Here is a 12965-nt window from a genome sequence, read left to right as displayed (position 1 = left end):
TCATCAACTGAAAGTCGTTTTTATAGCCGTCCCGGAGTCCTTTGTTAGGATTGTGGGACGGTTTTGTTTGGTAATATATTGATTTATTCAATTTTATATCAGGTTCGATTGGAATGATTCTTTATAAAATTTTTTTTCGCTGATAAGTTGCAAATTGAAATGGCTTTACTAATTTTACTAACTCTTAGAGATTAAAAATTCTCTTTCTAACAAACAAATTAACCTAAAAATTTAAAGTGTTATGAAAAAATTATTTGGATTTTTCGTATTCATGGCTTTGGTTTTTGCCGGTTGTGCCGGTGGATCATCAAAACCTGCCGCTGAGGAAACTGTCGTTGAACCAGCTGTTGAAGTTGTTGAAGAAACTGCTGTTGTAGCTGATTCTGCTGTTGCTGTAGCTGATTCTACTGCTGCTGTAGTTGAAGAAGAAATGCCTGCTGAATAACTTCTGGCTGAAAACGGAAAAAAGAAAATGGCGACCTTTGGGCCGCCTTTTTTTTTGCTGTTTTTTTAATTTTATTTTTAGTCGCGTTCACAAGCATTCATAATCGTCTTTTACGTAACATGGTCGAAATGGCGTCTGTTTATATAACCCAATTTTTACGTTGTCCATCTTCCTATAATGAGCATTTTCAACAGTTAACTCATATTTTGCGTCTTGCGCAAGCCTTGGATTAGTAATCTTTAGTGTAAACTTCTGACTTTATGGACAGTTAATAACCAATACTTTAAATGGATTTGAACTAGTTAAATGCAGGATAACTATTGTTAGTGAGTTAAGAGCAAGCATTGTTTTCTTACATTCATTTTAGTCTTTTACATATTTGCCTGTATTCGGTCACGCACTAAGTCGGAAATGTGGTCATAGCTTTTGTTGGCGGGATAGACAGGTTGTAAAAATTCCACATGAATCTTTTTCCATGGCCTTGGGAAAATGCTTCCTTTTGGCAACGCATCAATGGCCCCTTTTATTGAAACAGGAACAATAGGGATATTTAACTCCCGGCTTAATATGGCGAATGTCTTTTTAAATTGACCCAGATTTCCGTTTATAGAGCGGGTTCCTTCGGGGAAAATAATGAGGTTTTTTTGTCGTTTTAAGACTTCTGCCATTTTCTGGATGGATTCCTTAAGGTTGCGATTTAAATCGACAACAATAACGTTGTTTTTATCTGCCAGAAATTTAAGCACAGGTTTTTTTACGTGCTGCGCCTTGGCGTAAAAGTATGTTTTCCTTATTTGTTTGGTACGTAACAAACCGGTAACAAATAATCCGTCAAAAAAGCTTTGGTGGTTTGGTGCTATGATGCATGGTCCCGATGGAATATTTTCCATTCCTTTGGCTCTGAATCTAAAATATAGTTTAAAAATAAGTTTTGAAAGCCGCATCATAATGGTTGTGGGTAGCCACGATACCGGTAAATTGAGGTGTACCTTTTCTTTTAGAATTTCTTTCCAGTCGATGCCACCATCTTCCATTTTGGTTTTTTTCTCGGCAACAAAGTCGCATAACTCGCCTATTGTTTTGAATTGACTAATATTATTTGCTTCAATGTCAACGCCAAACGATTGGTATAAATAGGCTTGAAGTGCTACCCTGTCAAGCGAGTCCAGCCCCAAATCAAGTTCAGGATGGTGCGAAGCTCTCACTTTACGACCTTTTTCCTGTTCCAAATAATTGGCAATAAGTTTGAACTCTTCGGATTGAGGGGCCTCTTCTTGTTCTGTTTCTACCTGCTCTTCAATGGCATAGTCTTGCAGTTTGAATCTTTGCAGTTTGCCCAAACGGGTGCGCGGCAGTTCTTCGTCAGTCGTATGTATTTTTAATATTCTTTTGTAGGATGAGACCGTATTGTTAAATGGTGCGATTACCAGGTTTCTTACCGCTTCCATTATGTTTTCAGATTGTATCTCGCGATGATTGGGTACTATGATGGCGTGCAGTTGATTTTCATGTAAGAAAACGCCACAGTCATCCACTTCTTTGTACATGAGAAGTTTTTCCTCCAGCTCAACGGGGTTTATGTTTTTCCCGTTGGAAGTAACAATAATTTCTTTTTTGCGACCTGTAATAAAGAGATAGCCTTTTTCGTCGATATATCCCAGATCGCCTGTTTGTAACCAACCTCCTTTCAGCACGTGTGCTGTTTCATCGGGACGATTGTAATAACCTTTCATGATGTTGCCACCACGAACTGTAATTTCATTATCTACGATTTTTATTTCTGATCCTGGAAGAACCTCCCCGGGTGATCCTATTTTTACACGTCCCGGACGGGTGAAGGTAACCATTGGCGCGGCTTCGGTCATACCATAGCCTTCAAGCACTTCGAAGCCCAGTGTTTGGTAATCGGTACCAACTTCAGGGTCTAGTGGAGCTCCTCCTGAAACAAGGAATTTAACTGCTCCACCAAATTTGCGATGTACTGCCCCAAACACCAATTTTGAGAAGGCTTGTGAGTGAATTCGGGCTGCTGTATTAAATAACATGCGGGCAATCGCACTGGCGTTAATTTTATCTGTAATACCTTTACGAATGGCTGCATATAAACGTGGAACGCCTATTATAATTGTAATTTTATTGTCTTGTAGGGTTCTCATAATGTCTTCAGAGGCCATTGACGGACAAATGGCTGCCATTCCACCCACATACATTGGTGCGATTAAAGACCCTAAAAGAGGTAGGATGTGATGCAGCGGCAGCAGTATCATTGTGCGTGAATCGGGTGTGTAAATAGGAATTTTTTCTGAGACGCCAATAATATTGGTGATTAGGTTACCATAGCTCAGAACGACTCCTTTTGGATTGCCTGTTGTCCCCGAAGTATATATTATTAATGCCGTAGCATCTAACGAAGGTTTTATGACTTCTCCATCTGAAACGCAAGTGGAGTCGTACTCTTCATCCTCATCTATAATGATAATTCTTGTCAGAATGTCTGCCTGTTCAATGGCTTTTAGCATTTTGTCGTGACCTTCGTTTGAAACGTAAACTACAGACGGTTGACAATCTTTTAAAATATAGCTTATTTCTTGTGTGGTAGAGCCAAAGTCAATGGGTATTACAACGCCTTGAAGGTTCCAAACTGCATAAAGAGCATAAAACCATGCTGGTCTGTTTTCTGAATATATAACAACGTGTTCTTCTTTTCCTATATTAAGCTTTGTTGAGTAACGCTCTGTTTTACCCATTAAATTGCGATATGATATTTTTTCTTGGCCAAATGTGATCGCAATTTTTTCTCCCCGGTTTTTTAACATACAGTTGATTTAATGAACTACAAAAATAGTAATTGTCTACCTATTATTTGCTTTTTTTATATAAAACAACTGCCTGATGGAAATGTTTTATTTTGATTTACAGTTTGTTAAAATATAATTCTTGATGATGATTTGGTGATTAATGAAAAGCGTTTTAATTTTAGAGCTATGATAGATTTCGCGAAGTTTTTAATTTTATTTTTTATTCGAAGTTTAAGTGGGGTTGGCCAGAGGTTTTGATCTGTATCTGACACCAGTATCTTTGTCAACTACGAAGCTGTGGAATTGATGAAGGGTTTTTGATTTGGGAGTTTTAGTTTGTGAAAATTAATTATTTATGGATTTGAAATGAGCCATGATACGGATTTTTGCAAAAATTGAGGAGTATAACGGCGAGTTCCATATGACAACTGAGAAACAAATTATAATCATATGAAAAATATATATGTTTTTTTGGCGGAAGGGTTTGAGGAAGTTGAAGCTTTAACACCTGTTGATGTGTTGCGGCGCGCAGGGTTGTCTGTTTTTTTGGTTTCGACCACCGGCTCTCCTTTTGTTACCGGCTCTCATAATGTTTCGGTTAAATGTGATGTCTTTTTGAATGATGTCAATCCTTCTGAATCAGAAATGCTTATTTTGCCTGGCGGTATTCCTGGAGCGACTAATCTTTTGGCTAATGAGAAAGTTAAAGATTTGGTTTCCTCGTTTAATAAGAATGACAAATGGCTTGGGGCAATCTGTGCCGGACCAATGGTATTGGGCGAGTTACAGTTGCTTCAAGGGAAAAAAGCGACTTGTTATCCTGGATTCGAAAAGTATTTACATGGTGCTAAAATAATGGCCGAACCGGCGGTTACTGATGGTAAAATAATTACAGGAAGAGGTATTGGAGCTGCTATGGCTTTTTCTCTCGAAATAGTGAGAAATTTGCTTGGTCGGGAAGTCGCCATTGATTTGGCAAAAAAAATGGTTGTTGAATAATTCAAGAGTAATGGGCTGGGTGAAACGAGCCATGAAAAATCGGTTCTCATACAGGTGAATGATTATTCCGGCGAGTTCCATATGACAACTGAAAAACAAATTATAAACATATGAAACGAACATGAATTTTAGCATTCTAAAATACACACAGGAGAATGATTAAAATTCATCGAGAGTTCCATATGACCATTGAAAGATAAATTTAAACATATGAATGAAGTGGTGTTTTGTTTATACGGTATTTTAAATTGTCACTTTTTAAAAATAAAGAAGACCGCCAGTATTAGAAATATTAGGCCAATTAAATGATTCCATCGTAACGGCTCTGACTTAAATACCGTGATGGAAATGATGATAAATACAGTTAGTGAGATAACTTCTTGAATCACTTTTAATTCCAATAAACTGAATGGTCCGCCGTGTGCCTTAAAGCCTATGCGGTTAGCGGGAACCTGGCACATATATTCGAATAGCGCAATACTCCAGCTTATAAATATAATAGTCAGTAAACCAAGGTTCTGAGACCATTTCATTTCGCTGAATTTTAAGTGGCCATACCAGGCAAAGGTCATAAATGTATTTGAAAGTAGCAGCAACAGCACTGTCCAAACCCCTTTGGTTATCATATCAAGAATTTTAAGCGGCAAATTTAAGTAAAAAGAAGATAGGTGTGCATGGTCTTTTAATACGTTTCTTTTTGCCGATTAACTGTTTTTTTTGTTTGAAGATTTGGTTTCCTGCTGCTTTTACTTTTCGTTTTTTTCCGAATAAGTGTTTTATTGCTTATTTTGTGACAAACAAATAATAAAATTTAAGCTCATGAAAACAATAGCGTTGGTTGTGATGACCGTTATGGCCATGAATGTTTACGGACAAAATAAGACGGACATTAGTTTGATGCGTAAAGGTTCTGGAACTCAGTCGAGCGAAGTGGCTTCAGAAACAGGTGATTTATATAGCCAAATGGAGCATCACGGTCCGGCCGTTGAGAACGAATGGATAGGATTGCGTCTTTACTTTGACCATAAAGGTTCCATTGATGTTTATAATAAAGAAAAGCCGGGTCTTGAATTGGCCGCAGCAGGATGGTATCCCACCGTTGAACAGCAAAATGAGGGTTGGGGCGCTGATTACTATAAAGTGGGATCCACAGTGGGACTAGGCGGAATTCGGTTGTGGGATGGACAGAAGGTATTATCTCTGACACCTGTGACGATGCGTACGGCGCGGGTGCGTAAAGAGGCCAACCAGTCATACATGGAAATGCTTAGCGAAGGAATTCCTTATTGTGGTGACACTATCGACGTATTGGTTCGGGTTACAGTTTTTTCAGGTATGCGGGAAGCTAAGGTTGAAGCATTTGCTTTTAGTAGTCATCCGGTTCAGTTTTATACAGGGGTGAATTATCATAAGGGGATGCAAACCAAACAGGGCGATGATTATATTTGTACATGGGGTATACACCCTGAAGATGTCGCCGCCTCCCAGCTGAATATTGGCGCTGGTATCATCTTTAATCCAGCTGATTTTGCCAGTATAGCAAAAGGACCTAAGCAATATGAGATGGTCTCAAAACCGACTAAATATCTCGAAACATGGATCACTTCTTCATGTGAGCGCGAAGCGGAGCTTAATTCAATGGAAGCGCTGGTGAAATATTTGGAAGATTATTCTAAATAGTGCTTGTTTATAAAGTTCAAATTTGGGACTTACGCAGCTCTCAAAATGTGAATTTACCGATGTAAATGATCATTTTGAGAGCAAGCGTAACCTTTAACAGAGATTCGATATAGTAGCTGCTACAAAACTCCAGAGGAGGGTAATTAAGCTGAGTTTAGGTTTTCTTTAGTATATAAAAATGGTTTTTTACCAATATTTAATGACACCAGCGTAACTGGTTCGCAAATAGGAACTGTTTTATTGGTAGAAACAGACCATCTACTTCTTCAACATCCGGATTCTCTGCCGGATGAATCGAGTGATTTTTTACGGTTGGTGTAGTTATAATTTCTTGGTAGAGCCAACCCCTGATGAATTTAGTTCCATAACACGTGCATTTCCTGAATAGCTTATGTTGCCAACCCCTGAATGACGAATATATATTTCATCTGAAGCATATACTTTTACGTTACCAACAGCACTGCTTTTTACATGCAGTGTTTTTACTTTCAGATTGCTAAAGTTGGCATTTCCTACGCCTGAGTGATCTATATTGGCAAACGTCGCTTCTCCCGACAGGTTTATATTACCTACAGTACTGCTGGTTACGTCGATTTTGTTTGCATTGATGTCGAAGTTATTATTGCCCACACTTGACAGGCTTAGTTCAAGTTCATCTGCCATTAGCGTGTTTAACGATTTTACATTGCCGACACCACTGTTGTTTATTGATGACAGGCTGGTGACATGTACCCTGATTATAAATTGATTGTAGTGTCTGAATTGAACTTTCGATTTGGTTTTAACCAATAATTTATCGCCTTCGTTCTTGATGTCAACATATTGTAGCAGGTTTTCATCGGCTTCAATAATTACTTTGTTTTCGGTTGATTGAATGATTTCAACATTAGTGGCACATTTTAGCACCAATGAGTTAAATGGTTGTACAGTGATTTCTTTTGTAACAACAGCTCCTTCACCGTTAACTTTATTTTGAGCTTCAATACACGAATGAAGCGTCAAAGCAGCAAGTATAACTGACCATAACATTGTTTTCATAGCTTTTGTCTTTTAAATTAAAAGGTCTGATTTTGTAAATATGGAGTGATATATTACCAATAGACGTGCCATGATGTTTATTTTGTTGATTATTAGTATTGTATGTGTTTAGTGTTGATGCGTAACGGAGTTGTTTCTGTATCAGAATCATACATGCAGTGTCCGTTTTTAGAACAGGTTCATGATTTAAGAAGTTGGTTTGTAGTATGGATTATTATTTGTGGAGATACGCCTCCGAAAGATTCGATTCTTATTTTTGAGAAGAAACTTTATGAATAATAAAAAAGCTTTCATCGCGACTTACCTAGTCAGGATGAAAGCTTTTATATGGATAAGAAGGGTGCTGAAATTAAATAATTTCTACGTCTGAAACAGGCATCCAGCCAACGCTGCCATCCTGTAGCATAATTTCATGCCATTGATCAATGGTTTGTAATATTTTGACTTTGGTGCCTTCGTGCAAAACAAATAAATCGGTGCCTCCGCCTTGTGGGGCACTTTTAATGGTTACTGATGGTGAAAAAACAATGGCATATTCACGGATGATAAGTCGTTGTTTTTGTGTGTGCGAATAGCTAAAGGTAATTGCTGAGCTTATCAACGCCCAAATGGCGAAGAAAAATGCCAATTTTCTTAACCCTATACTTTGTGAAAAGAAGTAAAATAGCAACCCAGCCAGGAAAAGAACAAAAGTTACGATTGAAATGATAGCCCAGGTATCAGAATCGGCTGCATTTCGGATGCCGGAAAACCATTTAGCAATAAAAAATTGGTCAACTGTTTCAATCTTATCCGTTATCTGACTGTACGCCAAATTTAAGTTGTATCGGATGTCATTATTTTGGGGAGCTAATAATAGCGCCCTTTCGTAGTTGAGTATGGCCGATGGTAATGAGCCATTACGATAGTATGCGTTGCCCAGGTTATAGTATATTTCAGGTGATTCAACTCCCGAACCCAAAATCGTTTCGTAGGCTGTAATGGCTTCATTATAAGCCCCGGTTTTGTATAATTCATTAGCCGCCTGGTAACGCTCATCGGCTATTACTTGAAATGTGGCCGCCAGAACTAATGCTATTGTCAGGATGATATTTCGTTTCATTATTTTCTTATTTTTCAACCATATAAAGGTCCTGTAAACTTTAATTATTTAAATCTGTGCACAGGTTTTGCTTGTTATACCCGCTTTTTTTTAATGCTGTTTTCCAGTTCACTAATGGTTTTTAATGTGGTTTGGTAAAGCTGACTGCGTTCACTATGCTCATTTTTAGGAGAGTAACGGGCATATTCGCAGGTGTCGAGTATTTCCAGGAATTGGTTTGATACCGACTCTTTAGCCCCACGATCCAGTAGGATAGTGCGGACATTATCCTTAGTCAGGTTGGCGGGTGGAATGCTTAGTTTGTCGCTTACATACCCCCATAAAGCACGCGACAGTTCATCGTAGAAGCCTTCCTGATCGCCTTTTTTAAGCAACGCGGCCGATTTATTTAATCGTTTTCGGGCTACTTTGTTGGCTCGTTTATTTTTTACCCTTCTAATATCGGCATTTTCCTTTATCCTTTTTTGATTTAGAAAATAGATGAGGATGAACAGTAACAGTGGAATGACATATCCCAATACAAATGTGGTACTGCCAAAAAGGAAGGTGTTTACAGGGCGTAGATCAATGTCGTTGGTTTTAATATACCGGATGTCTTTCCCTAAAAATTTAACATCTTCACGATTTACACTTCGCCCTGGTGAGGCGGCTGTGATACCTGCATTTTCCTCGCCTTCGCCTCTTTCAATATTTAATGAAATAGGTTTGCTTTTTAGCGTTTTGTAATGTCCGGTTTTTGGGTTAAAAATGGTGTAATTAATGCCCGGTATTTCAAAAGTGCCCGAATGACGTGGAATAATAAGTGTTTCAACTATACGACTTCCTTTGCCGCCCTGTGCGGTTTCAGTGATGTTATTCGTGATCTTGGGATCGAACACATCAAAGTCAGACGGGATTTTAAATGTTGGATTAGAGGCCAGTTTGTGGTTTCCTAAACCAGAAATCACGGCTTTAAGGGTAATCCCATCGTTTACAGCTACTTCAGTTTTGGAGGCGGATACCTGCAAGGTGACATCGCCTACAATGCCTGAGAAATCAGCCGGCCGAGGTGTTGGTAGTGGCTTTACATTAATGGTTAAGGCTTTTGATTTTACTTTGTTTTTAACAGTTCGGTAGCTGTCGAAAAAATCCCCGAATATGCCTGGTGATTGACGTGCTGTCCGTTGACGAATTAAAAATTCTATAGAGGATGGCTCGATCCTTAGTGTACCCGTCTTTTGCGGGTAAAGCACTTTTTGATTGAATGTGCCTACCTGATAGGTGCGACCATCAATGTTTTGCATGCTCCATTGTATACTTCCATCGTTTTGTTTGGGTAACTCCTGAACGATAAAATCACGCAAGTCGGCTTCTGAAACATCGGATATGCCTTCAAGCTGCACCCGCGTGTAAATTTTTGTGGTCAGCAATAGAGGTTCATCACGATAAACATTTTTTTTGTTGGCTGTTATGGTAATAAATAAATCCTCTCCCGATAACGATCCTACATCTTCGTTTGATTCTTGTGCTGCCGATGAAGTAGGGGATGGGGCTTCATTTTTAATTACTTCGATGGTTAAGCTATTGCTTTCGTAGGTTTTTCCATCAACCGTTATTGTGGCTGGTGGAATGGTATAGCTACCCGTTTTGTCGGCCCTGAGGATGTATGTAAATGAAAAGTTGACACTTCGGCTGACTTGCCCGTTAATGATTTGCATGGAAGAACTCTGCGATGTTGATGGGCCCATCAATGTTTGAAAATCAGGCAGATCGGGAACTCTCAGATCAGAGCCTTTGTCGTTGATTGAATATACCAGCTGGAATCGACTGCCCTGAACCACCGATTTGGGTGCCGCAGCTTTGAATTCCGTTTGGCCCAATGCGGGAGCCAGGCAAATTAGTATAAAGGGAAAAAATATTAATAATCGTCTCATTGTTTAAAGTCTTAAAAGCAAGTAAAATTACCAATTTTTATCAATTTTAGCCGGATTTTGAGCTTTGTGCTTTTGCAATTTTTCCATCAATTCTTTTTCGTCTTGTTCTAATGCTTGCAACAAACGCTCTGCATTTTGTTTGTCAACCTCTTGTTGTTGTTGTTGTTGTTGTTGTTGTTGTTCTTGCTTTTGCTTTTGCTGTTGATCCTGTTTCTGTTGTTGATTCTGATCTTGCTGTTGTTGTTGATCCTGTTTCTGTTGTTGATCCTGATCCTGCTTCTGTTGCTTATCCTGCTTCTGTTGTTGATCCTGTTTTTGTTGTTGATCCTGATCTTGTTTGTCCTTGTCCTTGTCCTGTTGCTGTTTCATTTTCATGGCAGCAATAAGGTTATAGCGTGTTTCGTTATCTGTAGGATTTAGTCGCAGGGCTTGTTTGTAAGCATCAATTGCCTGATCTGTTTTTTTTTGGTACATCAAACTATTACCAATATTATGGTACAGTGCAGCCAGTTTTTGCTTATCGTTCGTGAATGGTTCTGCACCCTTCAATTGGGCCATTGCTTCCGGGTATTTTTCTTGCTTAAAAAGTGACGATGCCAGGTTATAGTTGGCTTCGAACGAGGTTGGATCCTCCTTTAACGCCTGTCGGAAGTCCTGCTCAGCACCGGCGTAATCTTCGTCGGCCATTTTTTCGACTCCACGTCTGACAAAGCGTCTTTCTTCCTGAGCCTGCACTGACGACAAACTAAGCGTTAATATTGTAATGGTAAGAAATAGGCTATATAATGATTTCATGGCTTTTTGATTTTATTGAATGTCTGATACGTCTTGCTTTTTTTTACGTTCTGCGGTAAACAAGTCAATATTTTTAAGTAGTTTATTTTTGCGGTTTAGTATCATAAATTCAAGCAACAGAACGACTAGAGCTATGAGGGCTACGATTTGAAATTGATCTTCGAAATCGGTATATATTTTTGATTCGAATTCTGATTTTTTTAGGCCCGAAAGTTCATCCATCAGGTTGTTGATTCCGGATCTAATGTTGTTGGCAGGGATGTATTCGCCCTGACCAGCCTGTGCTATCTGTGCCAACATTGATTCATCCAGTTTGGTGATGACGACGTTGCCGTCGCGATCACGCAGGAAGTTGCCAGTCCCGCCCATTGGGATGGGACTTCCTTTTGGCGATCCCATTCCTACAGTGTAAATTTTAATTCCTTTTTCTGCGGCTGCCTGTGCGGCTCCCATGGCGTCATCTTCATGGTTTTCGCCGTCGGTAATAACAATCACAGCTCTGTTTACATCCTGCATTTCGCTGAACGATTGTGTTGCCAGATTAATGGCAGCTCCTATGGCTGTACCTTGTGTTGGAACAATATCGGTGTTGATATTTGAAAGGAACATTTTGGCCGATGCGTAATCGGATGTGATAGGTAGTTGTGTGTATGCCTGGCCTGCAAAAACAATGAGTCCGATGCGGTCATTTACCAGTCGGTTGGTGAGGCTGACAATGGCTTGCTTGGCACGTTCCAGCCGGCTGGGTTCAATGTCGTTGGCATTCATGCTGTTAGATACATCCAGTGCCACGATGATTTCAATACCTTTGCGGGTTACATTTTGAATACGGGTTCCGAATTGTGGTGCTGCCATTGTAAATATAAGTGCCATCAATGCCAGTAATAAAAGATAGAATTTTACCATTGGACGAGCTACTGATACATCCGGCATTAGATGATTAAGCAGTTCCGGATTTCCAAAACGTTTAAGGGCCTTCTTTTTTTTGATGGTAAACCATAGCTGCGCAAAGGCCAGAAGAGGCAGTATAATTAACAAATAGAGATATTGTGGGTTTCCAAATTGAAACATGGTATCGTTGTTTTAAACGTTCATTTTTTTTATAAGGTATTATGGCAGTATTCTTAAAACCAGATTTTTGAGGAATATTTCAGCCAATAGAAAAAATGCAGCAATCAGGATGAAGGGTAAAAATTCTTCTTTATGTTTGGTGTATTCCTGCACTTTTATTTTATTTTTTTCCAATTGATCAATTTCCTGATAAATTGAGGTCAGTTTATTTTTATCAGTGGCTCTGAAATATTGACCTCCAGTGGTGTTGGCAATCCCTTTAAGCATTGACTCGTCAATGCGAACTTCTACCTGCTGTGTTTGTTGACCAAATACCGTTTGAACGGGCATTGGTGCTGTCCCTACGGTACCAACACCGATTGTATAAACCCGGATGCCAAAGGTCTTGGCGATATCGGCAGCCTGCAAAGGTGCTATAGCGCCCCGGTTGTTCTCACCGTCTGACAATAGGATGATAACTTTACTTTTGGCTTCACTGTCTTTAATACGGTTAACGGCTGTGGCCAGTCCCATGCCGATGGCGGTCCCGTCTTCAAGCATGCCCAACCGAACATCACGGAATAGGTTGGTTAGGACGTTATGATCGAGGGTGAGCGGACATTGAGTAAAACTTTCGGCGGCAAAAATAACCAGTCCCATGCGATCGTTGGGACGTCCTTTAATGAAATTGATGGCTACATCCTTGGCGGCTTCCAGTCTGTTGGGTTTAAAATCCATGGCCTGCATACTGCCGGAGATGTCAAGTGATATCATGATGTCGATACCTTCTGTTGTTATGTTTTGCAAGCTATCAGAACGCTGAGGACGCGCCAATGCGATAATTAGAAAGGTTAAAGTGAGTAACCGGCATATAAACGGCAAGTGACGAAGCCAGTCTTTGCCTGATTTGGACAGGGCGGCAAAGCCCCGCAGTGTGCTTAACTGCAATGACGCATAGGCTTTTTTTTGCTTACGCAGATACCACCATATCATGGGGATAAGTACTGCCAGCAAAAAGAAATATTGCGGATGTAAAAATGTATATCTCATTTTATCAATTTTAGAAGTTGGGCGTTTGATTTGTCGCAACAGATGTGCAGGTCGCCAACAGTAACTATTTCTGTTGACTTGTGTCTGTTCCTTGA

The 12965-nt window shown here is 39.6% G+C and carries 11 protein-coding genes; 3 read left to right on the top strand and 8 right to left on the bottom strand.

Annotated features, from left to right (window positions below; translation table 11 throughout):
- Positions 1-241 precede the first annotated feature (241 nt).
- Positions 242-445, top strand: coding sequence for a hypothetical protein (locus ACT3CD_RS08740; RefSeq protein ID WP_444644864.1), 204 nt, complete (start codon positions 242-244; stop codon positions 443-445).
- 371 nt (positions 446-816) lie between these two features.
- Here the strand turns inward: ACT3CD_RS08740 and ACT3CD_RS08735 are convergent, their stop codons facing one another.
- Positions 817-3261 carry an AMP-binding protein gene (locus tag ACT3CD_RS08735; RefSeq protein WP_444644863.1) on the bottom strand — a complete coding sequence of 815 codons (2445 nt, stop codon included), beginning with the start codon at positions 3259-3261 and terminating at the stop codon, positions 817-819.
- A gap of 432 nt (positions 3262-3693) precedes the next feature.
- On the opposite strand from ACT3CD_RS08735, the gene ACT3CD_RS08730 reads away from it, so the two are divergent.
- Entirely contained in the window at positions 3694-4242 is a 549-nt protein-coding gene (locus ACT3CD_RS08730) for a DJ-1 family glyoxalase III (RefSeq protein ID WP_444644862.1), read from the top strand.
- Between the two features lie 251 nt (positions 4243-4493).
- On the opposite strand, the gene ACT3CD_RS08725 is transcribed toward ACT3CD_RS08730, so the two are convergent.
- Positions 4494-4868 (bottom strand): DMT family protein, encoded by a 375-nt coding sequence (locus tag ACT3CD_RS08725; protein WP_444644861.1) that lies wholly within the window; start codon positions 4866-4868, stop codon positions 4494-4496.
- 193 nt (positions 4869-5061) lie between these two features.
- On the opposite strand from ACT3CD_RS08725, the gene ACT3CD_RS08720 reads away from it, so the two are divergent.
- Positions 5062-5922, top strand: coding sequence for a DUF4861 family protein (locus tag ACT3CD_RS08720; RefSeq protein ID WP_444644860.1), 861 nt, complete (start codon positions 5062-5064; stop codon positions 5920-5922).
- A 321-nt stretch (positions 5923-6243) separates the two neighbouring features.
- Here ACT3CD_RS08720 and ACT3CD_RS08715 read toward each other — a convergent pair whose 3' ends face one another.
- The 6 genes from ACT3CD_RS08715 to ACT3CD_RS08690 form a co-directional block, all read right to left on the bottom strand.
- On the bottom strand, positions 6244-6960 hold the full coding sequence (locus ACT3CD_RS08715; RefSeq protein WP_444644859.1) for a head GIN domain-containing protein: 717 nt from the start codon (positions 6958-6960) through the stop codon (positions 6244-6246).
- Between the two features lie 349 nt (positions 6961-7309).
- Positions 7310-8062: a tetratricopeptide repeat protein gene (locus ACT3CD_RS08710; protein WP_444644858.1), complete on the bottom strand. Its 753-nt coding sequence runs from the start codon at positions 8060-8062 to the stop codon at positions 7310-7312.
- A 74-nt stretch (positions 8063-8136) separates the two neighbouring features.
- On the bottom strand, positions 8137-9975 hold the full coding sequence (locus ACT3CD_RS08705; RefSeq protein ID WP_444644857.1) for a BatD family protein: 1839 nt from the start codon (positions 9973-9975) through the stop codon (positions 8137-8139).
- 27 nt (positions 9976-10002) lie between these two features.
- Entirely contained in the window at positions 10003-10770 is a 768-nt protein-coding gene (locus ACT3CD_RS08700) for a tetratricopeptide repeat protein (protein WP_444644856.1), read from the bottom strand.
- Positions 10771-10782: 12 nt separating this feature from the next.
- On the bottom strand, positions 10783-11841 hold the full coding sequence (locus ACT3CD_RS08695; RefSeq protein WP_444644855.1) for a VWA domain-containing protein: 1059 nt from the start codon (positions 11839-11841) through the stop codon (positions 10783-10785).
- Between the two features lie 39 nt (positions 11842-11880).
- Positions 11881-12870, bottom strand: a complete 990-nt coding sequence (locus tag ACT3CD_RS08690) for a vWA domain-containing protein (RefSeq protein ID WP_444644854.1) — start codon at positions 12868-12870, stop codon at positions 11881-11883.
- Positions 12871-12965: the final 95 nt, after the last annotated feature.

Origin of the sequence: Geofilum sp. OHC36d9 (assembly GCF_052400685.1) — a bacterium.
In the GTDB taxonomy this organism is placed as follows: Bacteria; Bacteroidota; Bacteroidia; order Bacteroidales; family Marinilabiliaceae; genus CAZHHH01.
Note: the sequence above shows the minus strand (reverse complement) of the source record. Positions and strands in the feature narration are given on the sequence as shown.

Coding starts and splice junctions, on each gene's coding strand:
- ACT3CD_RS08740 (WP_444644864.1), top strand. CDS start 242: ATGAAAAAATTATTTGGATTTTTCGTATTCATGGCTTTGGTTTTTGCC.
- ACT3CD_RS08715 (WP_444644859.1), bottom strand. CDS start 6,960: ATGAAAACAATGTTATGGTCAGTTATACTTGCTGCTTTGACGCTTCAT.
- ACT3CD_RS08725 (WP_444644861.1), bottom strand. CDS start 4,868: ATGATAACCAAAGGGGTTTGGACAGTGCTGTTGCTGCTACTTTCAAAT.
- ACT3CD_RS08720 (WP_444644860.1), top strand. CDS start 5,062: ATGAAAACAATAGCGTTGGTTGTGATGACCGTTATGGCCATGAATGTT.
- ACT3CD_RS08700 (WP_444644856.1), bottom strand. CDS start 10,770: ATGAAATCATTATATAGCCTATTTCTTACCATTACAATATTAACGCTT.
- ACT3CD_RS08735 (WP_444644863.1), bottom strand. CDS start 3,261: ATGTTAAAAAACCGGGGAGAAAAAATTGCGATCACATTTGGCCAAGAA.
- ACT3CD_RS08730 (WP_444644862.1), top strand. CDS start 3,694: ATGAAAAATATATATGTTTTTTTGGCGGAAGGGTTTGAGGAAGTTGAA.
- ACT3CD_RS08695 (WP_444644855.1), bottom strand. CDS start 11,841: ATGTTTCAATTTGGAAACCCACAATATCTCTATTTGTTAATTATACTG.
- ACT3CD_RS08710 (WP_444644858.1), bottom strand. CDS start 8,062: ATGAAACGAAATATCATCCTGACAATAGCATTAGTTCTGGCGGCCACA.
- ACT3CD_RS08690 (WP_444644854.1), bottom strand. CDS start 12,870: ATGAGATATACATTTTTACATCCGCAATATTTCTTTTTGCTGGCAGTA.
- ACT3CD_RS08705 (WP_444644857.1), bottom strand. CDS start 9,975: ATGAGACGATTATTAATATTTTTTCCCTTTATACTAATTTGCCTGGCT.